The following is a 24,635-nucleotide window of genomic DNA, read 5'->3' on the forward strand; positions in this document are numbered from 1 at the left end:
CGGCCGGACAGCCTCGATCACCAGGTGTATGGGATCGAGCACGGGCTGTACAGCCGACGGACATCCGCCGGCCATCGTCAGGAAGCGGCGAACGACGGCAGTAGAGGCATCCTCCCGGGGACACCGCCGGGTCCCGGCGCGGCCGGCAGGCGGCGAGGCGGAGGATGCGGGCACCGGCACGGGCGCACACGCGGTCGGCGTGGACACCCAGCCGGGGAGCGGAAGCGACACGGCCACCGAGAGGGGGCCGGGGAGAGAGTGATCGATGACCGAGGCACGGGAGTCCGCCGGTCCGCACGCGCCGCGCGCGCCCGGCACGCCCTGCTGGGTGAGCCTGATGGTGCACGAGCTGGCCGCCACCGAGGACTTCTACGGTGAGCTGTTCGGCTGGGAGTTCCGGCCGGGCCCGCAGCAGCTCGGCCCGTACGTGCGGGCGCTGCTCGACGGGCGCGAGGTGGCGGGGATGGGCCACCTTCCGGACCGTCGGCTGCCCGTCGCCTGGACCCCGTACCTCGCCTCCGACGACGTCGACCGGACCGCCGACACGGTACGGCTGTGCGGCGGCACGGTCGCGGTGGGCCCGCTGGACGCGGCCGAGGCCGGGCGGATGGCCATCGCCTCCGACCCGTCCGGGGCGGTGTTCGGGATCTGGCAGGGTTCCGCGCACCTCGGCACGGCGATCACCGGGGTGCCCGGCACCCCCGCCTGGAACGAACTGGTCACCTTCGAGACCGAGAGCGTCGCCAAGTTCTACTCGACCGTGTTCGGCTACGAGGAGGAACCGGTGCTGTCCGCCGACCTCGACTACGTCACGCTGCACCTCGGCGGCCGTCCGGTGGCGGGCCTGCACGGCATGGGCCACGCGCTGCCCCGGGACCGTGGCTCGTACTGGCGGACGTACTTCGAGGTCGCCGACGTCGACGTGACGCTGGGGCAGGTCGTCCGGCTAGGCGGCCGGGTGCTCCGGCCGGCCCACGACAGCCCGCACGGCCGGGTGGCGACGGTGACGGACCCGGAGGGCGCCGAGTTCGACGTGCTCCAGGACCCGCACTGACCCTTGGGCGGGGGCGTCCTCGAACCGGCCGGAGGGGACGCCCTCAGGCCGGTGGGACGGGCAGGACGTCCGGGGACAGGGCCGCCGCACGGGCCGACGCGGCGGTCATCCGGCGCCGGTGGTGGCGCCGGCACAGCACCTCGTAGCCGACCTCGCCCGCGGACTGGTTCACGTCGCCCACGACCACCTGGGCGCCCTCGACCACCATCTCGCCGCCTATCGTGCGGGCGTTGTGCGTGGCCCGGGCGCCGCACCAGCACAGCGCCTCCACCTGGAGCACCTCGATCCGGTCGGCCAGCTCCACCAGCCGCTGCGAACCGGGGAAGAGCTTGGAGCGGAAGTCGGTGGTGATCCCGAAGGCGAACACGTCGATCCCGAGGTCGTCCACCACGCGCGCGAGCTGGTCGATCTGCCCGGGGGCGAGGAACTGGGCCTCATCGGCGATCACGTAGTCGGCCCGGCGGCCACGCGAGAGGTGGTCCACGAGGTAGCCGTACAGGTCCTGGCCCTCGGCGACCTCCACCGCGTCGGTGACCAGGCCGAGCCGGGAGGACAGCTTGCCCTCGCCCGCGCGGTCGTTGCGGGTGAAGATCATGCCGACCAGGCCGCGCGCGGACCGGTTGTGCTCGATCTGCAGAGCCAGCGTCGACTTCCCGCAGTCCATCGTTCCGGAGAAGAACACCAGCTCGGGCATGAGGAGTTGAGCACCTTTCGGCGAGTCGTCGGGACGGGTGGGAGGTTCAGGAGCGTACTTCGAGCAGCGGGACCAGCTGCTCGGCGGGGGTCATCGAACCGTGGTTGCCGACCAGCGCCGACTCCTTGGGCTCCCGTTCGGAGGCGATGATCAGGACGTCGTCGTGCGCCGCCGCGATCACGTCGCCGAGCCGCGGGTACACCCGCTCGTCGATGTGCGGCCCGAACCAGCCGGCCGCGATCGCCTCGTCCCGCGAGGCCACCCAGAACTGCTCGCCGAGCACCTCGCGCCAGCAGGTCAGCACGTCGTTCTCGGCGCCCCGTACCGCGTACACGTGCCGGGCCCGCCCCTCGCCGCCCAGCAGGGCGACCCCGGCGCGCAGCTCCCAGTCCGCGTCGAAGTCGATGCGGTGCTCGTCGTCGAACGGGACGTCGACCATGCCGTGGTCGGCGGTGACGTACAGCGCGCTGCGCGGCGGCAGTTGCTCGGCGAGCCGCTGGACGAGCCGGTCGACGTACATGAGCTGGCCGCGCCAGGTGTCGGAGGCGACGCCGTAGCGGTGCCCGGCGCCGTCCAGTTCGGCGTAGTACGTGTACACCAGCGAGCGGTCGCCGGCGGCGAGCTGCTCGGCCGCGAGGTCCATGCGCTCCTCACCGGTCAGCCGGCCGAGGAACGTGCCACCGCTGAGCGCCACCTTGGTGAGCGGGGTCTGCGCGAAGGTGGGCGAGGACACCTGCGCGGCGTGCACCCCGGCGTCGTGGGCCAGCTGGAAGACGGTCGGGTACGGCTGCCAGGGGCGCGGGTTCGTGTACGGCTGCCAGCGGAGCTGGTTCATCAGCTCGCCGGTGGCCGGGTTGCGCACGCTGTATCCGGGCAGGCCGTGGGCGCCCGGCGGCAGGCCGGTGCCGACGGAGGCGAGGGAGGTCGCGGTGGTCGCCGGGTAGCCGGCGGTGAGCGGGCGGCCCGTGCCGCCGCGGGAGCTGCCGAGCAGGGAGGCGAGGAACGGCGCCTCGTCGGGGTGTGCCCGCAGCTGCTCCCAGCCGAGCCCGTCGATCAGGAAGACGCAGGCCCGGTCGGCCGCGGTCAGCTCCTCGATCGTGGCGGTGAGGCCGGGGACGCCCATTCCGGCGGCCAGGGTGGGCAGCAGGTCGGCGAGGGAGCCGCTGCCGTACTCGGGCAGCGGCGCGGACTCCAGGGCGAGCGGTTCCGGGTGGTCCCAGGCGGAGAGCTGGGACATCAGCGGCTGACGTCCGCGGTCGCCTCCGAGATGGCCTGCGCGAAGGCGAGCGCCTGGCGCACCGTCTCCGGGCCGTCGCCGGCCTCGCTGACGCGCAGGCTGAGGTCGTCCGCGGTGGAGCTGCCCGTGTAGCCGTGGTCGGCGTCGCAGTTGGGGTCGCCGCAGGCGGCGGGCTCCAGGTCGATGCGGCTGACCGCGCCCCAGCCGATGGTCAGCACGACCTCGCGGGGCAGCGTGCCCGGCGCGTACTGCTCGGGGTTGGCGACCACGCGGCTCACCACGACGGAGGAGATCCGGCCGAGCTTCACGGACTCGGTGGAGGTGGTGGCGTACGGGGTCGGGGACGTGGTGTCGGCGGCCTGCTCGTCGGTGTGGCTGACGATGAAGCGGTTGCCGGTCAGCACCAGCACCGTCACGTGCCGGCGCACCTCGTTCTGGTCGAACGTCGTCTCCTGGTGGACCAGGTACGACCGGATGGGCTCGCCGCCCACGGCGGCCTCCACCGCCTCGGCCACGAGGGCCGGGTAGTAGCCGCTGCGCTCGATCGCCGCACGCAGCCCCTGGGTCGTCGTACTGGTCTTGGCCATGGCGTCCATCCTAATCCGTGGGCAAGGGCACTCCGGGCCAGTCACCCGGACCGGGCGGGACGGGCACGGGGCCGCCCGGACGGCCGGGGCGAGCAGGCGGTCACCGGGAGCCGGCGGGAGGGCGGCCGACCCGAGGGACGCGGGGAACCGCGCGAGAACGCAGTTCAGTACGTAGGCATCGTGCGGGGGCCGAGGTCGTCGCGGGCCGGTGGGGGTGCGAGGCGCACCGTGGCGCCGAGGACGCTCACGCCGTGCGGGGCGACGACGACCGGCTCCAGCGTGACGGCGACCACCTCGGGATGGTCGTCCACGAGCCGGGAGACGCGCAGCAGCAGTTCCTCCAGCGCGGGGGTGTCGACGGGTGTGGAGCCGCGCCAGCCGAACAGCAGCGGTGCCGTGCGGATGGACCGCACCAGCGAGGTCGCCTCCCGGTCGGTGACCGGAACCAGCCGGTGCGCCGTGTCCTCCAGCAGCTGCGAGGCGGCTCCGGCGAGCCCGAAGGACAGCAGGGCCCCGGCCGCCGGATCGATCACGGCGCGGACGACCGTGTCGACCCCGCGCGGCGCCATCCCCTGCACCACCGGCCGCAGCTCCTCCGGTTTCCCGAACAGCTCGGTCAACTCGGCGTACGCCCGCCGCAGTTGCTCCTCGTCCGCGAGGTCCAGGCGGACGCCGCCGAGGTCGGCGCGGTGCCTGAGGTGCGGGGCGGTCGCCTTCAGGGCCACCGGGTAGCCGAGGCTGCGGGCGGCCTCGGCGGCGTCGTCGGGGGTGGGGGCGGGCAGCGCGCGCCGCACGGGAATGCCGTACTCGCCGAGCAGCTCGCAGGTCTGCGCGTCGGAGATGGTGAGCCCCTCCCCGCGCGCGAGGAGCTCGCCGATCAGCCGGGCGGCGCCCTTCTCGTCGATGTCGTCGTACTCGGGCACCTTCCCGGGGTCGGCCGCCTCGCGCCGCCACTGCCCGTACCGCACGGCCTCGGCGAGGGCGCGGACCGCGCGCTCCGCGGCGGGGTAGGCCGGGATGAGGCGGGTGCCCTCCGCCGGGGGCGTCATGGCCACGGACGGTCCCGCGGCGGTGGCCGGCAGCCCTTCCGCCGCCGGGAGCAGGCGTACCGCGGGGTGGGCGCGGTCCGTGGCGCCGGATGCCTTCCCGGCGGCCTGCGGTGCGGTGCTCGCGGCGGCGGACAGTGCCTCCGCCAGCCCTCCGAGTTCCACGTGCACCACCAGCACCGGCTTCCCCGGGACGTCCGCCGCAGCGGACCGCAGCGCCTCCGCCAGCTCGGCGTCGCCCGGCGACGTCTCCCCGATGGCCGGGATCGCCGTCACCACGACCGCGTCGTTCGTGTCGTCGGCCAGGGCGGCGCTCAGCGCCCGGTGGAACTCCTCCGCCGTCGCCCCGGTCGTCAGGTCCAGCGGACGCGACGGCCGCAGCCCCTCCGCGACGCAGCGGTCGTACGTCAGCACGCCCAGCGACTCGGAGTTGCCGAGGATCGCCACCCGCGGTCCGGCGGGCAGCGGCTGCCGGGCGAGCAGGAGGCCCGCGTCGACCAGCTCGGTGATGGTGTCGACCCGGATCACCCCGGCCTGCCGGAGCAGCGCGGAGACGGTCGCGTGCGGGAGCCGTGTGGCCCGCACGGCGTGGCCCTGCGGCGCGGCCCCGGTCCCCTGCACCACGACCAGCGGCTTCGCGGCCGCCGTCCGCCGGGCGAGCCGGGTGAACTTGCGGGGGTTGCCGATGGACTCCAGGTACATGAGGACGACGTCGGTATCGGGGTCGTCGTACCAGTACTGGAGGACGTCGTTGCCGGAGACGTCCGCGCGGTTGCCGGCGGAGACGAAGGTGGACACGCCGGTGACGCCGGTGACGCCACCGCCGCGCCGGTGCAGCCGGGACAGCAGGGCGATGCCGATGGCGCCGGACTGGGCGAACAGTCCGATGCGGCCGGGGCGGGGCATCTCGGGGGCGAGGGACGCGTTCAGCCGGACGTCCGGTGCGGTGTTGATGACCCCGAAGGCGTTCGGGCCGATGATCCGCATGCCGTACGCGCGCGCGGCCCGGACGAGGGCGCGCTGCCGTTCGCGGCCCTCGGGGCCGCTCTCGGCGTATCCGGCGGAGAGCACGACGAGACCCTGGACGCCGTGTTCCCCGCACTCGGCGACCACCGAGGGCACGTGCTCGGCCGGTACGGCGACGACGGCGAGGTCCACGTGCCCCTCGATGTCCCGCACCGAGCGGTACGCCGGCACCCCGTCGACCTCGTCGAGGTCCTCGGGGAAGGCCTTGTTCACAGCGTGCAGCCGGCCTGTGTAGCCGGCGTCCCGGAGGTTGCCGAGGGTACTGCGGCCGACGCCGCCGGGGCTGCGGCCGACGCCGACGACCGCCACGGAGCCGGGCACGAGGAGCCGGCGTACCGAGTGGGCCTCGGCGCGCTGCTCCCGGGCGCGCTGCACGGCGACGGAGCGGTCGGTGGGTTCGAGGTCGAACTCCAGGCGTACGACCCCGTCCTCGAAGCTGCGCTTCTGGGTGTAGCCGGCGTCCGTGAACACCTTGATCATCTTGGTGTTGGCGGGGAGCACCTCGGCGGCGAACCGGCGGATGCCGCGCTCGCGCGCGACGGCCGCGACGTGCTCCAGCAGGGTGGAGGCGACACCGCGGCCCTGGTGGGCGTCCTGCACCAGGAAGGCCACCTCGGCCTCGTCGGCGGGGGCGGAGGCGGGCATCCCGTCGGCGCCGATGCGGTCGTAGCGTACGGTGGCGATGAACTCGCCGCCGACGGTGGCCGCGAGTCCCACCCGGTCCACGAAGTCGTGGTGCGTGAAGCGGTGGACGTCCTTGGCGGAGAGACGTGGGTACGGCGCGAAGAAGCGGTAGTACTTCGACTCGTCGGAGACCTGCTCGTAGAAGCTCACCAGGCGGTCGGCGTCGTCGGCGGTGATGGGCCGGATGCGCGCGGTGCCTCCGTCGCGCAGCACCACGTCGGCCTCCCAGTGAGTGGGGTACTCGTGCCGCTCCTGCCGATCCGCCGAGGTCTGCATGGGCCCCAGAGTACGGCTCGCGTACGGCAACGGCGCGAGGCAGTCTGTGGAGGACGACACGCCGGACCGAGGCCGCGGTCCGGTGCCGTACCGGAGGGGACGGAGGTCCGCTCCGGGCACGCTTCACGGTATGGGAAACTGGTCTAGACAACCCTGAAGACTGAAGGGCAGCAACACATGGCTGAGCGCCGCGTCAACGTCGGCTGGGCCGAGGGCCTCCACGCCCGCCCCGCTTCCATCTTCGTCCGAGCCGCCACGGCCACAGGCGTCCCGGTGACGATCGCCAAGGCCGGGGGCAACCCCGTCAACGCGGCCTCCATGCTGGCCGTCCTGGGTCTGGGCGCCCAGGGTGGCGAGGAGATCGTCCTCGCCTCGGAGGCCGAGGGCGCGGACGCCGCCCTGGACCGCCTGGCCAAGCTGGTCGCCGAGGGCCTGGAAGAGCTGCCCGAGACGGTCTGAGCACCTCGCGTCCGAACGCCGAAGCCGCGTCGCCTTTCCGGGCGGCGCGGCTTCGGCTTTTCGAGCGGCTTCGATCGCTCGGCGAAATCAACGCGCGGAAATCACCGCGAGAATGAATTCGGGCAGCGAGAAACAACCCCCACCGAATTCCCCCTCTTTGTATACGACACCCGTGTTAATACCGTCGGCCCGTCGTGTTTACGGCATGTTGCGAAGTCCTCACACGCTCGGCGCCGCCGGAAAAGCGCAGACGGTGCGCGCCCGTCGCGCGCTCGGCGTGCAGCGCCGTGACCGCCCGCGCGCGCTCGCCGTCGCCGCGTGCCACCGCGTCCACGATCGCGCCGTGCTCCGCCCAGGAGTCCAGCGGGCTCTGCGGGGCCTCCACCGCGTACATCCAGGTGATCTTGTGGCGCAGCTGGGTGAGCATCGAGGCCAGCGAGGGGCTGCCGGAGGCCTGCGCCAGCGTCTCGTGGAACCAGCCGCTCAGTGCGCGCAGCTCCTCGCTGCCGCCCCTCCTGGCCCGCTCCTGGCCCAGCCGTACCAGGCCGCGCAGCACCTTGAGATGGGCCTCCGTACGCCGCTGTGCCGCCCGTGCCGCGCCGAGCGGCTCCAGGAGCAGGCGCATCTCCAGCAGGTCTGCGGCCTCCTGCGCGGTCGGTTCGGCCACGCACGCGCCCGCGTGCCGGCGGGTCACCACGAACCCCTCCGCCTCCAGGGTGCGCAGGGCCTCACGGACGGGGACGCGCGAGACGCCGTAGCGGCGGGCCAGCACTTCCTCGGTGAGCCGGCCGCCGCGCTCGTGGACACCGGCGACGATGTCGTCCCGGATCGCCGTGCACACCGAATGCGCCGGAACACGCATGACCGACCTCCGCCTTAATCCCCGTGAAACGCCCGCAGGGGACGCCCTTTCCGTGACTCTATTCCAAAGAGGCCGAATTTCCGACGGCAGGCCGGAATCCATGGATATTTTTTGGACAGCGGTCCGACGGGGATCACCCGGAAACGGCGAAAGCCCCGGCTCGGTGAGCCGGGGCTTTCGCATGTCCGCGGGGTGGCGTCAGACGTTCACGCCGTGGTTGCGGAGATAGGCGATGGGGTCGACGTCCGAGCCGTAGTCGGGGCTCGTACGGGCCTCGAAGTGGAGGTGCGGGCCCGTGACGTTGCCGGTCGCGCCGGACAGACCGATCTGCTGGCCGGGGACGACCTTCTGGCCCACCGTGACGCCGATGGACGACAGGTGGCCGTACTGGGTGTACATGCCGTCGGCCATCCGGATCACGATCTGGTTGCCGTACGCGCCGCCCCAGCCGGTGGAGACGACGGTGCCGGAACCGACCGCGTGGACGGACGTGCCGCTGGCCGCGTGGAAGTCGATACCGGTGTGGGAGCCGGAGGACCACAGCGAGCTGCTGGCCTTGTAGGCGGTGGACACGTAGGAGTGCACGATCGGGGCGACGAACGCGTTCAGGCGCTTGCGCTCGGCCTCACGGGCGGCGCGGGCCCTGGCCTCGCGCTCCTCCTTGACCTTGGCGGCGGCGGCCTTGGCGGCGGCCTCCTCGGCCGCCTGCTGCTCGGCGGCCTGCTTCTGGGCGTCCGCCTGCGCGCTGATCTGCTCCGCGACGTCGTCGCTGACGGTCACGACGGGCGTGAGGCCGGTCTGCTCCGCGGCGTTCTCGGCGGCGAGCGCCGGCGACGCGGCGAGGGTGCCGATGACACCCGTGGTGGTGAGGGCGGCGACACCGGCCGCCTGCGCGGTGGTGCGCTTGACCCGGCCGGGCTTGCGATGCTTCCCGGTGGCGCACATGAACGCCATGAAGTGGCTGGTCCTTTCCTTCCTTCTCGCCTACCGGGTTAGCTGACGGGTTCGGAGCAGGAAGGTCTCCTACGGGCCCCCTCGCTCACGCGCGGGCGCCCGATTCACCCCAGGGACGATGGGTCCCCGGCTCCCCTGGCTCGCGCCGTACGGGGACTCGGCGATGACTGTCCGGTGCCGCGGGCGCGGCGTGGTGCGTGACGAACAGCCTGGACGAACCTACGGAAGCCCGCTTTCAATCCTCAAACGGATCCGGGCTTTTGTAGCGCATCCCACAGGGCAGACAGGCAACCTCCGCCCCAAATCGGGCATCTGGTGAAGCGAGTGGAACGGCGGGGGCCCTGACGACCCGTAGGTCGGCAGGGCCCCACGCACGCGTGCCGTGCTCCGCGGCAGCGGCCGCTATTCGGCCGTGACGACGGTGACTTCGCCGATGCCGAGCGCCTCGACCGGCGCCTTGATCCGGGAGGCGTCGCCGACGAGGACGGTCACCAGCCGGTCCACCGGGAAGGCGTTGACGACGGCCGCGGTCGCCTCGACCGTGCCCGTCGCGGCCAGCTGCCGGTACAGCGTCGCCTGGAAGTCGTCGGGCAGGTGCTGCTCGACCTGGTCGGCCAGGGTGCTCGCGACGGCCGCCGCGGTCTCGTACTTCAGCGGCGCCACCCCGACGAGGTTCTGCACGGCGACGTCCCGCTCGGCGTCGGTCAGGCCCTCCGCCGCGAGGGTGCGCAGCACCTTCCACAGGTCGTCCAGCGCGGGACCGGTGTTCGGCGTGTCCACGGAGCCGCTGATGGCGAGCATCGAGGCACCGGTGCCGTCCGGGGCCGACCGCATGACCTGCCCGAACGCCCGTACCCCGTAGGTGTAGCCCTTCTCCTCGCGCAGCACGCGGTCCAGGCGGGAGGTGAGGGTGCCGCCGAGGCAGTAGGTGCCGAGGACCTGGGCGGGCCAGACCCGGTCGTGCCGGTCCGGGCCGACGCGCCCGATGAGCAGCTGCGTCTGCACGGCGCCCGGCCGGTCCACGATGACCACGCGGCCGGTGTCGTCGGCGGTCACCGGCGGCACCGGCCGCGGCTCGCCCGGCGTGCCGGTCCACGCGCCGAGGGTGTCGCCGAGCAGCTCCTCCAGGTCGGTGCCGGTGAGGTCGCCGACGACGACCACGGTGGCCGTGGCGGGGCGGACGTGCCGGTCGTAGAAGGCGCGTACGGACGCCGCGTCGATCTTCTCGACCGTCTCCTCGGTGCCCTGGCGCGGCCGGGACATGCGCGAGGTCACCGGGAACAGCTCCTTGGAGAGCTCCTTGGCGGCCCGGCGGGAGGGGTTGGCCAGCTCGTGCGGGATCTCGTCCAGGCGGTTGCGGACCAGCCGCTCGACCTCGCTCTCCGCGAAGGCGGGGGCGCGCAGGGCGTCGGCGAGCAGGCCGAGGCCCTTGGCCAGGCGGGAGGCCGGGACCTCCAGGCTGAGCCGGACCCCGGGGTGGTCGGCGTGCGCGTCGAGCGTGGCGCCCGCGCGCTCCAGCTCGGCGGCGTAGTCCTCGGCCGAGTGCTTGTCCGTGCCCTCGGAGAAGGCCCGCGCCATGATCGTGGCGACGCCGTCCAGGCCGGCGGGCTCGGCGTCCAGGGGTGCGTCCAGCATCACCTCGACGGCGACGACCTGCTGGCCGGGGCGGTGGCAGCGCAGCACGGTCAGGCCGTTGTCCAGCGTGCCGCGCTCGGGGGCCGGGAACGCCCACGGCTTGGCGTCGCCCGGCTGCGGCCGGGGGTGGAACTCCATGGTGGCGAGCTCGGTCACTTGGCCGTCTCCTCGTTCTCGTTGCCGGCCTCTACGGTCGCTTCCTGTTCCGGGTCCTCGGGGACCTGGGCGTCCTCGACGGTCTCCGGGGACTTCGGCTCGTAGACGAGCACCGCGCGGTTGTCGGGCCGCAGCCGGGCCTTGGCGACCTCCTGGACCTCCTCGGGGGTGACCTCCAGTACGCGCTTGACGGCGGTGAGCGCGAGCTGCGGGTCGCCGAACAGGACGGCGTACCGGCACAGTTCGTCGGCGCGGCCGACGACCGTGCCGAGCCGGTCCAGCCACTCGCGCTCCAACTGGGCCTGGGCGCGCTCCATCTCCTCGGGCGTCGGGCCCTCCGCGGCGAACCGGGCCAGCTCCTCGTCGATGGCGGCCTCGATGACCGGCACCTCGACGTCACCGGAGGTCTTCACGTCAAGCCAGCCCATGGAGGGCGCCCCGGACAGCCGCAGGAGGCCGAAGCCGGCCGCGACGGCCGTACGGTCGCGGCGCACCAGCCGGTTGTACAGGCGGGAGGACTCGCCTCCGCCGAGGACGGTCAGGGCGAGGTCGGCCGCGTCGCACGCGCGCGTGCCGTCGTGGGGCAGCCGGTAGGCGGCCATCAGCGCACGCGCCGGGACCTCCTCCACGAGGACCTCGCGCTTCTGCCCGCCGATGATCTCCGGCAGCGAGCCGTCGCGGGGCTCGGGCTTGCCGTCGTGGGACGCGATGGAGCCGAAGTACCGCTCGATCCAGGCGAGGGTCTGCTGCGGGTCGATGTCGCCGACCACCGAGAGCACCGCGTTGTTCGGCGCGTAGTAGGTGCGGAAGAACTGGCGCGCGTCCTCCAGAGTGGCGGCGTCCAGGTCCGCCATCGAGCCGATCGGCGTGTGGTGGTACGGGTGGCCCTCGGGGTACGACAGCGCGGTCAGCTTCTCGAAGGCGGTGCCGTAGGGAACGTTGTCGTAGCGCTGGCGGCGCTCGTTCTTCACGACGTCCCGCTGGTTCTCCATCGAGTCGTCGTCCAGCGCGGCGAGCAGCGAGCCCATGCGGTCGGCCTCCAGCCAGAGGGCGAGCTCCAGCTGGTGGGCGGGCATGGTCTCGAAGTAGTTGGTGCGCTCGAAGCTGGTGGTGCCGTTGAGCGAGCCGCCGGCGCCCTGCACCAGCTCGAAGTGGCCGTTGCCCTTGACCTGCGCCGAGCCCTGGAACATCAGGTGCTCGAAGAGGTGAGCCAGGCCGGTACGCCCCTTGACCTCGTGGCGGGACCCGACGTCGTACCAGAGGCAGACCGCCGCCACCGGGGTCAGGTGGTCCTCGGAGAGCACCACGCGCAGACCGTTGGCCAGCCGGTGCTCGGTCGCTGTCAGGCCCCCGGAGCCTGCCTCGGCCGTGGTCGTGTGACCCATGGGCATGTACGTCCCTTCGCGAGCGGAGGCGGTCGTCGAAACCGCGGTTTTCCTGCCGTTCCTGCCACTGTATGCAAAGCGTGCGGGGCCTCGGCGAAGTTCCCGCGGGACGTACGCCCACAGCGGATCGCGTAGCCTGCGTCCGGCCCCCTCCGGGCGTCTTCCGGCGCGGGGCGGGTGCGCGGAGACCGGGTCGCGGCCCGGGTTGTCAGTACCGCGGTCCACAATGGTCCGCGACAGATCCGTCAATCGCTTCAGCAAGAGCGAGCCGGAGGGTGCGCGCCCCTTCGGTGAGCGACCAGATCAGGAGGAGCCGGCAGCGATGGCCCGCCGCAGCACGAAGACCCCGCCGCCCGACGATTCGTTCGAGGAGAGGATCCTCGACATCGACGTCGTGGACGAGATGCGTGGCTCCTACCTCGAGTACGCGTACTCGGTCATCTACTCGCGCGCCCTGCCGGACGCCCGTGACGGACTCAAGCCGGTGCACCGCCGGATCGTCTACCAGATGAACGAGATGGGCCTGCGCCCCGACCGCTCGTACGTGAAGTGCGCGCGTGTCGTCGGCGAGGTCATGGGCAAGCTGCACCCGCACGGCGACGCGTCGATCTACGACGCCCTGGTCCGCATGGCGCAGCCCTTCTCCATGCGCGTGCCGCTGGTCGACGGCCACGGCAACTTCGGCTCGCTGGGCAACGACGACCCGCCGGCCGCCATGCGGTACACCGAGTGCCGCCAGGCCGAGGCGACGAGCCTGATGACCGAGTCGATCGACGAGGACACGGTCGACTTCGCGCCCAACTACGACGGCCAGGAGCAGGAGCCGGTGGCGCTGCCGGCCGCCTTCCCGAACCTGCTGGTCAACGGCTCGTCGGGCATCGCGGTCGGCATGGCGACGAACATGGCGCCGCACAACCTGCGCGAGGTCATCGCCGCCGCCCGCCATCTGATCCGGTTCCCGAACGCGGACCTGGACGCGCTGATGAAGCACGTCCCGGGCCCCGACCTGCCCACCGGCGGCCGGATCGTGGGCCTGGACGGCATCCGGGACGCGTACGCGACCGGCCGCGGCACCTTCAAGATGCGCGCGACGGTGGCGATCGAGACCGTCACCGCCCGCCGCAAGGGCCTGATCGTCACCGAGCTGCCGTTCACGGTCGGTCCCGAGAAGGTCATCGCGAAGATCAAGGACCTGGTCAACTCGAAGAAGGTCCAGGGCATCGCCGACGTCAAGGACCTCACCGACCGCGCGCACGGCCTGCGCCTGGTCATCGAGATCAAGAACGGCTTCGTGCCCGAGGCGATCCTGGAGCAGCTGTACAAGCTGACGCCGATGGAGGAGTCCTTCGGCATCAACAACGTCGCCCTGGTCGACGGCCAGCCGCTCACCCTCGGGCTGAAGGAGCTGCTGGAGGTCTACCTCGACCACCGCTTCGACGTGGTCCGGCGCCGCAGCGAATTCCGCCGCACCAAGCGGCGCGACCGGCTCCACCTGGTCGAGGGCCTGCTGACCGCGCTGGTAGACATCGACGAGGTCATCCGGCTCATCCGGTCCAGTGAGAACTCCGCGCAGGCCAAGGAGCGCCTGATGCGGCGCTTCTCGCTGAGCGAGATCCAGACGCAGTACATCCTCGACACGCCGCTGCGCCGGCTCACCAAGTTCGACCGCATCGAGCTGGAGGCGGAGAAGGACAGGCTCATCTCGGAGATCGAGGAGCTGACCCGGATCCTGGAGTCCGACGCGGAACTGCGCAAGCTGGTCTCGGCCGAACTGGCCGCGGTGGCGAAGAAGTTCGGCACCGACCGGCGTACGGTCCTGCTGGAGGCGGGAGGCGCCCCGGCGGCGACCGTGCCGCTGCAGGTCGCCGACGACCCGTGCCGGGTACTGCTGTCCTCGACGGGTCTGCTGGCCCGTACGGCGACCGACGAGCCGTTCCCGGCGACGGCCGACGCGAAGCGCGTCAAGCACGACGTGATCGTCTCGGCGGTCCCGGCCACCGCGCGGGGCGAGATCGGCGCGGTGACCTCGACCGGCCGTCTGCTGCGGATCAACGTGGTCGACCTCCCGCAGCTGCCCGAGCAGGGGGCCGCGCCCAACCTCTCCGGAGGCGCGCCGCTGGCGGAGTTCGTCTCCCTGGAGGACGACGAGACGGTGGTCTGCCTGACCACGCTCGACGAGTCGTCCCCGGGTCTGGCGCTCGGCACCGAGCAGGGTGTCGTCAAGCGTGTGGTGCCCGACTACCCGTCCAACAAGGACGAGTTGGAGGTCATCACGCTCAAGGACGGTGACCGGATCGTCGGCGCGGTGGAGCTGCGCACCGGCGAGGAGGACCTGGTGTTCATCACGGACGACGCGCAGCTGCTGCGGTTCCAGGCCTCCATCGTGCGCCCGCAGGGCCGTCCGGCGGGCGGTATGGCGGGCATCAAACTCACCGAGGGCGCCAAGGTCATCTCGTTCACGGCGGTCGACCCGGCGGCCGACGCGGTCGTCTTCACGGTGGCGGGCTCGCGCGGCACGCTGGACGACTCGGTGCAGACGACGGCCAAGCTGACGCCGTTCGACCAGTACCCGCGCAAGGGCCGGGCCACCGGCGGTGTGCGCTGCCAGCGGTTCCTGAAGGGCGAGGACTGCCTGTCGTTCGGCTGGGCGGGCCCGTCCCCGGCGCACGCGGCGCAGAAGAACGGCACCCCGGTCACGCTGCCGGAGACCGACCCGCGCCGGGACGGCTCGGGCACCTCGCTGCCGAAGACGGTCGCGGTGGCCGCTGGGCCGGTGCTCTAGGCCTCGTCCGGCTCGTCCCTCCCGGCCGCGTACGGCTCGTCGCCGGGCTCCTCCTCGGAGCCCGGCACATAGCGCAGGACGCCCCACATGCCCTGCTCGTCGGCGTGCGGGGCGTCGTTCACGCACGCCTCCAGCTCCTTGTCCAGGGCTCCGGTGTCGATGCCTGAGCCGATCAGCACGAGCCGGGTGAGGCGGTCGTCGGCGGACGGCCAGGGCTCCGGACGGAAGCGCAGGAACCGGCCGACGGCGTGGACGGCGTACCGGTTGCGGGTGTCGTAGGGCCCGAAGTCGACGTACCCCTTGATGCGGTACAGCCCCTGCGGACGGCTGTCCAGGAACCGCATCAGCCGGCGGGGGTCCATGGGCGGGACGGAGACGAAGGACAGGCTGTCGTAGCCCGTGTGCAGATGGTCCTCGTGGCCGTCGGCGCCGTGGTCGTGCAGGTCGTCGAAGGACAGCTGCCCGATGCGCTCCTCGCCGGGACGGCGGTCGAAGAGGAACTCGGGGTCGATACGGCCGTAGGTGGCGGGGACGACGGCGGCGCGGTCGGTGAGGGAGCGGACGAGGCCGAGGATCCGGCCGGCGTCGGGCGCCCGGTCGAGCTTGTTGACCACGACGAGGTCGGCGAGGGCGAGGTGCCGGTCGATCTCGGGGTGCGCGGCGCGGGTGCCGTCGAACTCGGCCGCGTCGACGACCTCGACGAGACCGCCGTAGACGATCCCGGGGTGTTCGCTGGCGAGCACCATCCGGACCAGTTCCTGCGGCTCGGCGAGCCCGCTGGCCTCGATGACGATGACGTCGATGCCGGCGCCGGGCGCGGCGAGCCGGTCCAGGTAGACGTCGAGTTCACCGGCGTCGACGGCGCAGCACAGACAGCCGTTGCCGAGTGAGACGGTGGAGTCGCCGAGGGCTCCGGCGACGGCCATGGCGTCGATCTCGATGGCACCGAAGTCGTTGACGATCGCCCCGATACGGCTGCCTCCGCTGCGGTGCAGCAGATGGTTGAGGAGCGTGGTCTTCCCGGATCCGAGAAAGCCGGCGAGTACGACGACCGGAATCTGCTGCGGGCGGCGGGCGTTGCCCTGACTGTTCCCCAACGGGCGACCTCTTTCCAACGGTTCCACACGGATCCCACCCGGCCGCGCACACCGGCGCACGGTCCGGCGCACGGCTGAGGATCGACTGCGCGACCAGGATACGAGCGGGAAGAAACGCGGCGAAGTGAACGATTGTTAGCACGCTTTGCGGGGCAGACGTTGGACAGGGCACCGAGGTGTGCGACCCTGCTTCCCTCTGTGCGCCTCCTGGCCGCCTTCCCGCCGATCAGAGCCGCTCGGCACTCTGGGAGACGGCAAGCGCCGCCCTCCGCTCGCCGGTCCCCTGCTGTCGACCCACTGCGCACACCTGTCGACCCGCGTGCCGACGACCGACGGACGGCTGCCCGAATCGGGGGTTGACATGGTCACACAGAGGACGGGGAACCGGGGGCTGAGCGCCGTCACGGCGGCTCTCGTCCTGTCGGTCACCGGCACCACGGCGTCGCTCCTCGCGTATCGCCGCACCGTGGAGACGCTTCTGCGGGCCAATGCCGAACTTCTGCGGCGACTGGATCTCGCCGAGGAGCAGCGCCGTGAAGCCGACCGGCGCGCGGCCCGGGTGGAGTACCAGCGCGATCACCGCAATCTGCTGCTGACCGCCGTGGCAGACCCGGACCTCCTGCCAGTGCTGGACGCCTTCGAACGCAGCCTGCCGGCGCAGGAGCAGAAGCAGTACCTGTTCGCCAACACCCTGTACGTCCATGCGCTGCACGGCTACCGAGTAGGCCTGCTGAACCGCAGCGAGCTCCTCGGTCATGTGCGTGTGCTTTTCCAGAGTGCGACCGTGCGGGCCTACTGGGAGGCCACACGGCACCACAGGGCGAGTCTTCCCTACGACTCCGAGGAGGCGGAGCTCGGCCGCATGACGGATGACCTGCTCGCCGAATTGGACGACGCGGACACGGACGAGTGGTGGGTAGTGGGCGACGGAGGGCCCGAGGACTGACGGGCCGTCGAAGGGGCGACGGCGGGACCCGAGCAGTGCCCCGAACGTTGTCGCACCATGGGGACCACGTCCGCGCGCGATACGCCACGGGACGACACGCGCGGTGCGCGTGGGAGCCGTGTGCAACGGATTCACTCACTCGGACACCGTGCTCCGCGCCCCATCGACGATCATCGCGGGTAGGTTGGCCCCCGCCTGCCGTGGCGCGTACCCCGACGACCCGGCGGGCTACACGTCGTTGCCACCCCCGGAACCCACCCCTGTCGCCGGCGGCCGGCACGCAGACCGCCACTGACCGACCCAAGCAAGGACCGGGATCCGCGTGAAGATCGTGCGCCGTATCGGTGCGTCACCTCGTGAAAGAGGGAGCGTGTCCGGGCAGACCTGCCCGGACATCTTCGAACTGCAGAACGGAGACTTCGCCGTGATCGGCACGGACCGCACGGCGGAGCTCGACGCCGAGCTCCCCTCCGACGCGGCCCGCGCCGACTACGAGCGCATCGTGGTGATCACCCGCGACACGCTCCTGCGCGCGAAGGCGGACATCCCGGACGCCTAGCACGGCCGTCGGCCCGGTGCCGGGGCGGCACCGGGCCCGCCCACGGGGCGCCCGAACCGGACTCAGACGGGCGCGGGGGCCGAGAGCTGCGGCTCCGGGCCCACGTAGCGGGCCAGTGGGCGGATGATCTTGGGGTCGGTCGCCTGTTCCAGGATGTTGGCGCTCCAGCCGACCACGCGGGCAGCGGCGAAGGTGGGGGTGAACATCTCGCGGGGCAGCCCGCACAGTTCCATGACCACGCCGGCGTAGAACTCGACGTTCGTGTGCAGTTCGCGGCCCGGTTTGAGTTCGGCCAGGATCGCCTCCACCCGGCGTTCCACCTCGACCGCGAAGTCCACCCGCGGGCCGCCGAAGGAGAGCGCCGTCTCCCTGAGCATCCGCGAGCGGGGGTCCTCCGTGCGGTAGACGGCGTGCCCGAAGCCCATGATCCGGTCACCCGCGAGCACCCGCTCCCGGATCCAGGAGTCGATGCGCTCCGGTGTGCCGATGGCGTCCAGGGTGTCCAGGGCCCTGCTCGGCGCCCCTCCGTGCAACGGTCCCGACAGCGCGCCCACCGCACCGGTCAGGCAGGCCGCCACATCGGCTCCGGTGGACGCGATGACCCGCGCGGTGAACGTCGACGCGTTGAATCCGTGGTCAATGGTGGAGATCAGGTACTGCTCGACCGCGCGCACCCGGCGCGGGTCGGGTTCCGAACCCGTCAACATGTACAGGTAGTTGGCCGCGTACGGGAGGTCCTCGCGCGGTTCGACCGGGTCGAGTCCCTGGCCGAGCCGGTGGAGCGCGGTCAGCAGGGTGGGTACGACCGCGCAGACGGCCAGGGTGTCCGACCGGCGCCGGTCGGGGTCGATGTCGTAGACCGGCCGGAGCCCCCGCGCCGCTCCCAGCAGCGACAGGGCCGTGCGCAGCCCCGCCAGCGGACCGGAGACACGGCCGGCCGCGGCGATCGCGGGAAGCGCAGCGCGGACTTCCGCGGGCACCCGGCGCAGTCGCGCGGTCTCGGCGAGAAAGGCGGCGCGGCGCTCGGCGTCCGGGAGCGTCCCGTGGACCAGGAGATGCCAGACGTCCTCGAAGCCGCGGGTCCGCGCGAGGTCGACGGCCGAGTACTGGCGGTAGTGGTAGAAGCCCTCCCGCCCCCGTACGCCACCGACCTCGGTCTCCGTGACGACGACGCCCGCGAGACCGCGCGGTGCGTCGACCAGCGGGATTGCGGTTTTGTTGATGGTCATGATTCTCCTCCCTGGACTTGATTCGACTGTCTACGCTTGACTCAACTCTGTCAACGTTGATTCACTCAATGCATGGCCGTCAATGTGTCCAGAGGCGACTACGGTGGCCCCCATGCGCGACCAGGAACCCGCTCCCCACCTCCCCGCCGGCAGGCCGGCCGGACGCCTGACCACCAAGGAGACCGCCGAACTGCTCGGCGTGAAGCCCGAGACGGTGTACGCGTACGTGAGCCGCGGCCTGCTCAGCAGCCGCCGCGAACCCGGCGGCCGCGCCAGCACCTTCGAGGCCAAGGAGGTCGAGGCCCTCGCCCGGCGCAACCGGCGCGAGGCGGCCGGGACGCCGGGCACGGGCGGCGACCTGTCGGTCCGTACCCGCATCACCCTGATCGAGCGGGACCGGTACTACTTCCGCGGTGTCGACGCCACGGAGCTGGCCGCCCGCCACTCCTACGAAGAGGTCGCGGAATGGCTCTGGACGGGCCGGCCCGCCCCGGGCGTGACCTTCACGGCGCCCGCCGCCACCGTCGACGTCGCCCGCCGGGCCGTGGACGCCCTGTCCGAACACGCCTCCCCCGTCGACCGGCTGCGGGTGGCGGCGATCGCCGCGGCCGCGGAGGACCCGCTGCGCTTCGACCTCTCCGAGGAGTCCGTGCTGAACACGGCCCGGGTCCTCATCCCCACGCTCGTCGACGCACTGCCGTCGGCCCGGCACGATCACCGGGACGAGGGCCCGCTGGCGCGGCGCCTGTGGGCCCGGCTGACCGGCCGGCCCGCCGACGAGGCGTCCCTGCGCGTCCTGGACACCGCGCTCGCCCTGCTGGCCGACCACGACCTGGCCGCGTCCACGCTCGCCGTCCGGGTCGCCGCCTCGGCCCGCGCGCACGCCTACGCGGCCGTCTCGGCCGGGCTCGGCGTCCTGGAGGGCCCCCTGCACGGCGCCGCCAGCGGCCTGGCCCACCGGCTGCTGCTCGACGTCCTCGACCAGGGCACCGCGGTCCCGGTCATCGCGGACGAGCTGCGCGCCGGCCGCCGGATCCCCGGGCTCGGCCACCGGCTGTACACGGGCGAGGACCCGCGCGCGCGCGTGCTCTTCGGCCTCCTGGAGCGGGTCCCGCACGCGGAGCCCGCCCTGCTCGCGGCCCGCGACGTCGTCGCCACGACCGCCCGCCACACACCTCTGCACGCCAACGTCGACCTGGCCCTCGCGGTGTTCACGGCCTCGCACGGCATGCCCGCCACCGCCGGTGAGACGATCTTCGCCGTCGCCCGGACCGCGGGCTGGATCGCCCACGCCCTGGAGGAGTACGGCGAGCGCCCGCTTCGCATGCGCCCGAGTGGTCACTACGTCGGTCCGCGACCGCCGCAGCCCCCGCCGGAGTAGGACACGGGCCCGGCCGGAAGTCGCCCTGCGCGAAGTCAGGTTAGGCTCACCTCTGTGAGTAGGTGCGCGACCGTCTCCCGAAGCCTCGAAGAGCCCGTTCCCGGCACGGCGGCCACGGCGAGGACGTGGCTGCTGCTGGAGCAGTCCGGGCCGTGGGGTGCCAAGGCGCTCACTTCGAGCCACCTGGACCCCGCTGTCGGCCGCGCCCTGGAGGCCGCCGCCGAGGGCACCGGCGTCCGCGTCGCCCTCATCCGGCGCCCCGGACGGCACGCGGACCCAGGCACCCCGCAGATCCGGCAGGTCTACGCCGCCCACACCGTCCCGGGCCGCGTGTGGCTGCACGCCGCCACCACCCGCGATCCGCGGCGGCTGCTCGACCTCGACCTCGCCGCCCTCGGGGCGGGCGACCCCCGCTCCTTCGGCACGGCGCTCGGCGGACGCCCGCACCGCGGCGGCCCGCTCGCCCTCGTGTGCACCAACGGCAAGCGCGACCGCTGCTGCGCCCTCCTGGGCCGTCCCCTCGCCGCCGAACTGGACGCGTCCGGAGTGCACGGCGTCTGGGAGGTCACCCATCTGGGTGGGCATCGCTTCTCGCCGACGGTGCTGGTGCTGCCGTACGGCTACGCCTACGGCCGGGCCGAGGCCCACACCGTCAAGGAGGCCCTGCACGGGGCCCAGGAGGGGCGTGTGGTGGTCGAGGGGTGCCGTGGCTGCTCCGCCTGGGAGCGGCCCGGTCAGGCGGCCGAGCTGGCCGTCCGGTCGGCCGCACGGGAGTACCGGGCCGGCGTGCTGAGCGTCGTACGGACCGACGGCGCGGCCCCGCGCTGGGAGATCACCGTCGCGCACGCCGACGGGCGCCGCTGGCGGGTCACCGTGGCGCAGGGGGCGTCCCTGCCGCCGCGCCCGGAGAGCTGCGACGCTTCCGTGCTCGGGACGCCCGCCCGGATGGACGTGGTGGCCCTGCGCGAAGTACGCCCGACGGCCCTGGCGAGCTGACCGGACGTCCTCCGGACCCGGCCGGCGCCTCGTTCGACGACCGGTCGGGAGATCCCGGCCACACCCCCTGGGGACCGCCGGACCCCGCCACGTACCGTCGTGGGTATGAGCCCCACTCCCCCCGTACGCCGTCTGCGCCTCGGTCTGCCCCGGCGGGTGTTCTCGCAGGTGCTGCTGATGCAGGTGGCGATCGCCGCGGGGGTCGCGGTGCTCGCGACCGGCCTGTTCCTGGCGCCCCTGAGCAAACAGCTGGACCAGGAGGCGATGCGGCGCGCGCTGGCCATCGCCGAGACCACCGCCCAGGACCCGCAGATCGCCGAGGGGATCCGCACCACCCCGCCCACCCGGGACGGCCCCGTGCAACGGGAGGCCGAACGCATCCGGAAGGCCACGCACGCGGAGTACATCGTGGTGCTGGACCGCACCCAGGTCCGCTGGTCGCACCCCACGCCCTCCGAGATCGGCCGGCTCGTCTCCACCAGTCCCAAGGCGGCCCTGTCCGGCCACGAGGTCATGGAGATCGACAAGGGCACGCTCGGACGCTCCGCGCGCGGCAAGGTGCCGCTGTACGACGACCGGCACCACATCGTCGGGGCGGTCTCCGTGGGCATCGCCTACGACAGCGTGCGGGCACGGCTGATCAACGCGATCCCGGGGCTCTTCGCGTACGCCGGCGGCGCCCTCGCGGTGGGCGCGCTGGCCGCCTGGCTGATCTCCCGCAGGGTGCAGCGGCAGACCCGGGACCTCGCCTTCTCGGACATCTCCGCGCTGCTCGCGGAGCGCGAGGCGATGCTGCACGGCATCCGGGAGGGCGTGGTCGCCATCGACCGCGGCGGCCGTATCCGCCTGCTCAACGACGAGGCACGACGGCTGCTCGGCATCGGCGACGAGGCGGTCGGGCGGATGCCCGACGAGGCGCTGGGCGCGGGCCGCACGACGGACGTCCTGGCCGGCCGCGTGAGCGGCACCGATCTGCTCACCGTGCGCGGGCAGCGCGTCCTGGTCGCCAACCGGATGCCCACCGACGACGGCGGTGCGGTGGCCACCCTGCGCGACCGTACGGAACTCGAGCAGCTGGGTCGGGAACTGGACTCCACGCGCGGGCTGATCGACGCGCTGCGCGCCCAGGACCACGAACACGCCAACCGCATGCACACCCTGCTCGGGCTGCTGGAACTGGAGATGTACGACGACGCGGTGGAGTTCGTCGGCGAGGTGGTCGGCGACCACCGGGTCACCGCCGAGCAGGTCACCGAGAAGATCCAAGACCCCTTGCTCGCCGCCCTGCTGGTCGGCAAGGCCACCGTGGCGGCCGAACGCGGGGTCGCCCTCTGGGTGTCGGAGCACACCCGGGTACCGGACCGGCTGATCGACCCGCGCGGGCTGGTCACGGTCGTCGGCAACCTCGTGGACAACGCCCTCGACGCGGTCGCGGGCACCCCGCACGCGCGCGTGGAGGTCGAATTGCGCACGCAGAGCCGTACGGTCGTCCTCAGGGTGCGCGACACCGGCCCCGGCGTCCCGGCGGACCAGCGGGAGCTGGTCTTCACGGACGGGTGGACCACCAAGAAGCCGCCCGCGCACGGCAAACGGGGCATCGGGCTGCCCCTGGTCCGCCGGCTCGCCGAACGGCAGGGCGGGAGCGCGACCGTGGGCGCGGCGGACGGCGGCGGCGCGGAGTTCACCGTGGTGCTCCCCGAGGCGCTGACCGAGCCCGGGCTGGAACCGGCCCTCACCGGATCCAACGATGCGGGTGCGGTCCCCGCGGACGTTCCGGCAGGCCCGGAGGAGGCGCGATGATCGAGGTCCTGGTCGTGGACGACGACACCCGGGTGGCGCGGGTCAACGCCGCCTACGTCGAGAAGGTTCCGGGGTTCCACGTGGCCGGCGAGGCGCACAACGCGGCCGAGGCGCTGCGCCAGGTGGAGTCCCTGCCGCGGCTCGACCTGGTCCTGATGGACCACTATCTGCCCGACGACACGGGGCTCGCGGTCGTACGGGAGATGCGCCGGCGCGGCCATCAGACCGACGTGATCATGGTGACCGCGGCGCGGGACGTCTCGACCGTGCAGGCGGCCATGCGGCACGGGGCGCTGCAATACCTGGTGAAGCCGTTCGCCTTCGCCGGTCTGCGGGCCAAGCTGGAGGCGTACGCCGAGCTGCGGCGGACCCTGGACGGCGGGGGCGAGGCCGAACAGGCCCAGGTGGACCGGATCTTCGGGGCCCTGTCCGCGCCGTCGGAGCCGGAACTGCCCAAGGGGCACTCGCCGACGACCGCCGAACTGGTGCGCCAGGCACTGATGAACGCCGAAGGTCCGCTGTCCGCCCAGGAGATCGCCGAGCGGACGGGGGTGAGCCGGCAGACCGCCCAGCGTTATCTGAAGCTCCTGGAGCGCACGGGGCGGACCCGGCTGACCCTCAAGTACGGCGACGCGGGCCGCCCGGAACACCGTTACGTGTGGGCGACCCGCGGCTGAGCGGACCTGTTCTCGCGCGACCGGCCCTACTTGGCGGCCTCGACGAACTCGGTGGTGTACGTCTTGCTCAGGTCGACCTTGGCGTTCTTGATGTTGGGGTTGAACGACTTGAGGACCTTCTCCACGGTCTCCGGGCCGCCCTCGGGCATCACGCCGTCGTCGGTGAACATCGGCAGGGTGCTCTTGATCGCCTGTGCGTAGAGCGCCTTGTCGCCCTGGGAGTAGTCCGCGGGCATCTTGGCGGCGATCTCGTCGGCGCTGTGGGTGGACATCCACTTGAGCGCCTTGACGAATGCATTGGCCAACTTCTGGACGGTGTCCTTGTGTCCGTTCACCCAGTCCGTCTGCATGTACAGGCTTGACGACGGGTACGGCCCGCCCAGCGCCTGCTGCGAACCCTCGGGGGTACGCATGTCGAGCAGGATCTTGCCCGCCTTCTTGTCGAGGATCGTCGCGACGGTCGGGTCGGTGGTCATGCCGCCGTCGATCGCGCCCTTCTGCAGCGCGGCGATGAACGTCGGGCCGGCCCCCACCGCGACCGGCGTGAACTCGCTGACGTCCACACCGTTCTTGACCGCGAGGTACTTGGTCAGGAAGTCGGTCGAGGAGCCGAGCCCGGTCACGCCCAGCTTGCGGCCCTTGAAGTCCTTCGGAGAGGTGATGTCGCCCGCCGCCTCCTGGGACACGACCTCCACCTCGCCCGGCGCGTGCGAGAACTGCACCACCGACTCCACGGACTTGCCCTTCACCTGGAGGTCGAGGGTGTGGTCGTAAAAGCCGACCGCCCCCTGCACCTGGCCGGAGACGAGCGCGGTCTCGGCCTGGACCCCGGCGGGCTCGCTGAGGAGCTGGACGTTCAGGCCCTCGGCCTGGAAGTAGCCGAGACGCTGGGTGAGGATGGCCGGCATGTAGATGACCTTGTCCAGGCCACCGACCATGATCTTGACGCTCTCCCCCTTGCCGCCGCCTCCGCCGCTGCCGGTGTCGGCGGTGGAACTGGCCGCGTCGTTGGCGCAGGCGGTGAGCGACGAGAGGGCGAGCAGTCCGGCGGCGGCCAGCGAGGCGTACCTGGCGGTCTTGCGCATGGCGGTTCACGTCCTTGTGAGAGGGCGG

At 72.5% G+C, this 24,635-nt stretch carries 20 protein-coding genes and 1 riboswitch; of the genes, 9 read left to right on the top strand and 11 right to left on the bottom strand.

Annotated elements, in window-relative coordinates; all coding sequences use genetic code 11:
* Positions 1-265: 265 nt before the first annotated feature.
* A complete protein-coding gene (locus tag BLW57_RS11070) occupies positions 266-1,054 on the top strand; it encodes a VOC family protein (RefSeq protein ID WP_093474072.1) in 789 nt (262 codons plus the stop codon).
* Between the two features lie 43 nt (positions 1,055-1,097).
* On the opposite strand, the gene BLW57_RS11075 is transcribed toward BLW57_RS11070, so the two are convergent.
* The 4 genes from BLW57_RS11075 to BLW57_RS11090 form a co-directional block, all read right to left on the bottom strand.
* On the bottom strand, positions 1,098-1,748 hold the full coding sequence (locus BLW57_RS11075) for a thymidine kinase (protein ID WP_093474073.1): 651 nt from the start codon (positions 1,746-1,748) through the stop codon (positions 1,098-1,100).
* Positions 1,749-1,794: 46 nt separating this feature from the next.
* A complete protein-coding gene (locus tag BLW57_RS11080; protein ID WP_093474075.1) occupies positions 1,795-2,985 on the bottom strand; it encodes an alkaline phosphatase family protein in 1,191 nt (396 codons plus the stop codon).
* Positions 2,985-3,572 (bottom strand): DUF5998 family protein, encoded by a 588-nt coding sequence (locus tag BLW57_RS11085; protein WP_073897907.1) that lies wholly within the window; start codon positions 3,570-3,572, stop codon positions 2,985-2,987. The genes BLW57_RS11080 and BLW57_RS11085 overlap by 1 nt, the downstream gene beginning before the upstream one ends.
* A gap of 164 nt (positions 3,573-3,736) precedes the next feature.
* Entirely contained in the window at positions 3,737-6,604 is a 2,868-nt protein-coding gene (locus tag BLW57_RS11090) for a bifunctional acetate--CoA ligase family protein/GNAT family N-acetyltransferase (RefSeq protein WP_176985546.1), read from the bottom strand.
* Positions 6,605-6,781: 177 nt separating this feature from the next.
* On the opposite strand from BLW57_RS11090, the gene BLW57_RS11100 reads away from it, so the two are divergent.
* The gene (locus BLW57_RS11100) at positions 6,782-7,063 is read left to right on the top strand and encodes an HPr family phosphocarrier protein (protein ID WP_020942692.1); all 282 of its coding nucleotides are present in this window, start codon (positions 6,782-6,784) and stop codon (positions 7,061-7,063) included.
* A gap of 175 nt (positions 7,064-7,238) precedes the next feature.
* Here BLW57_RS11100 and BLW57_RS11105 read toward each other — a convergent pair whose 3' ends face one another.
* From BLW57_RS11105 to BLW57_RS11120, 4 genes are all read right to left on the bottom strand, one after another.
* Positions 7,239-7,925 carry a GntR family transcriptional regulator gene (locus tag BLW57_RS11105; protein ID WP_093474076.1) on the bottom strand — a complete coding sequence of 229 codons (687 nt, stop codon included), beginning with the start codon at positions 7,923-7,925 and terminating at the stop codon, positions 7,239-7,241.
* A gap of 198 nt (positions 7,926-8,123) precedes the next feature.
* Positions 8,124-8,879: a M23 family metallopeptidase gene (locus BLW57_RS11110; protein WP_073897649.1), complete on the bottom strand. Its 756-nt coding sequence runs from the start codon at positions 8,877-8,879 to the stop codon at positions 8,124-8,126.
* A 13-nt stretch (positions 8,880-8,892) separates the two neighbouring features.
* A riboswitch (cyclic di-AMP (ydaO/yuaA leader) is annotated at positions 8,893-9,052 on the bottom strand.
* Between the two features lie 229 nt (positions 9,053-9,281).
* Entirely contained in the window at positions 9,282-10,670 is a 1,389-nt protein-coding gene (locus tag BLW57_RS11115; protein ID WP_093474078.1) for a M16 family metallopeptidase, read from the bottom strand.
* A complete protein-coding gene (locus BLW57_RS11120) occupies positions 10,667-12,061 on the bottom strand; it encodes a M16 family metallopeptidase (RefSeq protein ID WP_093474080.1) in 1,395 nt (464 codons plus the stop codon). Before BLW57_RS11120 ends, BLW57_RS11115 begins: the two co-directional genes overlap by 4 nt.
* 316 nt (positions 12,062-12,377) lie before the next feature.
* On the opposite strand from BLW57_RS11120, the gene BLW57_RS11125 reads away from it, so the two are divergent.
* The gene (locus tag BLW57_RS11125; protein ID WP_093474081.1) at positions 12,378-14,837 is read left to right on the top strand and encodes a DNA gyrase/topoisomerase IV subunit A; all 2,460 of its coding nucleotides are present in this window, start codon (positions 12,378-12,380) and stop codon (positions 14,835-14,837) included.
* Here BLW57_RS11125 and BLW57_RS11130 read toward each other — a convergent pair.
* Positions 14,834-15,934: a CobW family GTP-binding protein gene (locus BLW57_RS11130; RefSeq protein ID WP_093474083.1), complete on the bottom strand. Its 1,101-nt coding sequence runs from the start codon at positions 15,932-15,934 to the stop codon at positions 14,834-14,836. The genes BLW57_RS11125 and BLW57_RS11130 overlap by 4 nt on opposite strands.
* A gap of 319 nt (positions 15,935-16,253) precedes the next feature.
* Here BLW57_RS11130 and BLW57_RS11135 point away from each other — a divergent pair, with 319 nt between their 5' ends.
* Both BLW57_RS11135 and BLW57_RS11140 read left to right on the top strand, forming a co-directional pair.
* Positions 16,254-16,880: a DUF6082 family protein gene (locus BLW57_RS11135; RefSeq protein WP_256339464.1), complete on the top strand. Its 627-nt coding sequence runs from the start codon at positions 16,254-16,256 to the stop codon at positions 16,878-16,880.
* A 322-nt stretch (positions 16,881-17,202) separates the two neighbouring features.
* Positions 17,203-17,439, top strand: coding sequence for a hypothetical protein (locus tag BLW57_RS11140; RefSeq protein ID WP_093474086.1), 237 nt, complete (start codon positions 17,203-17,205; stop codon positions 17,437-17,439).
* A gap of 62 nt (positions 17,440-17,501) precedes the next feature.
* On the opposite strand, the gene BLW57_RS11145 is transcribed toward BLW57_RS11140, so the two are convergent.
* Positions 17,502-18,668: a citrate synthase/methylcitrate synthase gene (locus BLW57_RS11145; protein ID WP_093474087.1), complete on the bottom strand. Its 1,167-nt coding sequence runs from the start codon at positions 18,666-18,668 to the stop codon at positions 17,502-17,504.
* A gap of 112 nt (positions 18,669-18,780) precedes the next feature.
* Between BLW57_RS11145 and BLW57_RS11150 the strand changes: the two genes are divergently transcribed.
* The 4 genes from BLW57_RS11150 to BLW57_RS11165 all read left to right on the top strand — a co-directional run bounded on the left by BLW57_RS11150 (position 18,781) and on the right by BLW57_RS11165 (position 23,522).
* Positions 18,781-20,049, top strand: a complete 1,269-nt coding sequence (locus BLW57_RS11150; RefSeq protein WP_093474089.1) for a citrate synthase — start codon at positions 18,781-18,783, stop codon at positions 20,047-20,049.
* Positions 20,050-20,103: 54 nt separating this feature from the next.
* Complete coding sequence (locus tag BLW57_RS11155; RefSeq protein ID WP_093474090.1) at positions 20,104-21,045, top strand: sucrase ferredoxin; 942 nt, start codon at positions 20,104-20,106, stop codon at positions 21,043-21,045.
* 105 nt (positions 21,046-21,150) lie between these two features.
* Positions 21,151-22,845, top strand: coding sequence for an ATP-binding protein (locus BLW57_RS11160; RefSeq protein WP_093474092.1), 1,695 nt, complete (start codon positions 21,151-21,153; stop codon positions 22,843-22,845).
* Positions 22,842-23,522 carry a response regulator gene (locus tag BLW57_RS11165; RefSeq protein WP_093474093.1) on the top strand — a complete coding sequence of 227 codons (681 nt, stop codon included), beginning with the start codon at positions 22,842-22,844 and terminating at the stop codon, positions 23,520-23,522. The genes BLW57_RS11160 and BLW57_RS11165 overlap by 4 nt, the downstream gene beginning before the upstream one ends.
* 26 nt (positions 23,523-23,548) lie before the next feature.
* Here the strand turns inward: BLW57_RS11165 and BLW57_RS11170 are convergent, their stop codons facing one another.
* Positions 23,549-24,607: an ABC transporter substrate-binding protein gene (locus tag BLW57_RS11170; protein WP_093474095.1), complete on the bottom strand. Its 1,059-nt coding sequence runs from the start codon at positions 24,605-24,607 to the stop codon at positions 23,549-23,551.
* Positions 24,608-24,635: the final 28 nt, after the last annotated feature.

The sequence above is a fragment of the Streptomyces sp. 1222.5 genome (assembly GCF_900105245.1).
GTDB lineage: Bacteria > Actinomycetota > Actinomycetes > Streptomycetales > Streptomycetaceae > Streptomyces > Streptomyces albidocamelliae.

Excerpts from the sequence above, each read along its gene's own strand:
- BLW57_RS11070 (WP_093474072.1), top strand. The coding sequence starts at position 266 with ATGACCGAGGCACGGGAGTCCGCCGGTCCGCACGCGCCGCGCGCGCCC.
- BLW57_RS11075 (WP_093474073.1), bottom strand. The coding sequence starts at position 1,748 with ATGCCCGAGCTGGTGTTCTTCTCCGGAACGATGGACTGCGGGAAGTCG.
- BLW57_RS11080 (WP_093474075.1), bottom strand. The coding sequence starts at position 2,985 with ATGTCCCAGCTCTCCGCCTGGGACCACCCGGAACCGCTCGCCCTGGAG.
- BLW57_RS11085 (WP_073897907.1), bottom strand. The coding sequence starts at position 3,572 with ATGGCCAAGACCAGTACGACGACCCAGGGGCTGCGTGCGGCGATCGAG.
- BLW57_RS11090 (WP_176985546.1), bottom strand. The coding sequence starts at position 6,604 with ATGCAGACCTCGGCGGATCGGCAGGAGCGGCACGAGTACCCCACTCAC.
- BLW57_RS11100 (WP_020942692.1), top strand. The coding sequence starts at position 6,782 with ATGGCTGAGCGCCGCGTCAACGTCGGCTGGGCCGAGGGCCTCCACGCC.
- BLW57_RS11105 (WP_093474076.1), bottom strand. The coding sequence starts at position 7,925 with ATGCGTGTTCCGGCGCATTCGGTGTGCACGGCGATCCGGGACGACATC.
- BLW57_RS11110 (WP_073897649.1), bottom strand. The coding sequence starts at position 8,879 with ATGGCGTTCATGTGCGCCACCGGGAAGCATCGCAAGCCCGGCCGGGTC.
- BLW57_RS11120 (WP_093474080.1), bottom strand. The coding sequence starts at position 12,061 with ATGCCCATGGGTCACACGACCACGGCCGAGGCAGGCTCCGGGGGCCTG.
- BLW57_RS11125 (WP_093474081.1), top strand. The coding sequence starts at position 12,378 with ATGGCCCGCCGCAGCACGAAGACCCCGCCGCCCGACGATTCGTTCGAG.
- BLW57_RS11145 (WP_093474087.1), bottom strand. The coding sequence starts at position 18,668 with ATGACCATCAACAAAACCGCAATCCCGCTGGTCGACGCACCGCGCGGT.
- BLW57_RS11150 (WP_093474089.1), top strand. The coding sequence starts at position 18,781 with ATGCGCGACCAGGAACCCGCTCCCCACCTCCCCGCCGGCAGGCCGGCC.
- BLW57_RS11160 (WP_093474092.1), top strand. The coding sequence starts at position 21,151 with ATGAGCCCCACTCCCCCCGTACGCCGTCTGCGCCTCGGTCTGCCCCGG.
- BLW57_RS11165 (WP_093474093.1), top strand. The coding sequence starts at position 22,842 with ATGATCGAGGTCCTGGTCGTGGACGACGACACCCGGGTGGCGCGGGTC.
- BLW57_RS11170 (WP_093474095.1), bottom strand. The coding sequence starts at position 24,607 with ATGCGCAAGACCGCCAGGTACGCCTCGCTGGCCGCCGCCGGACTGCTC.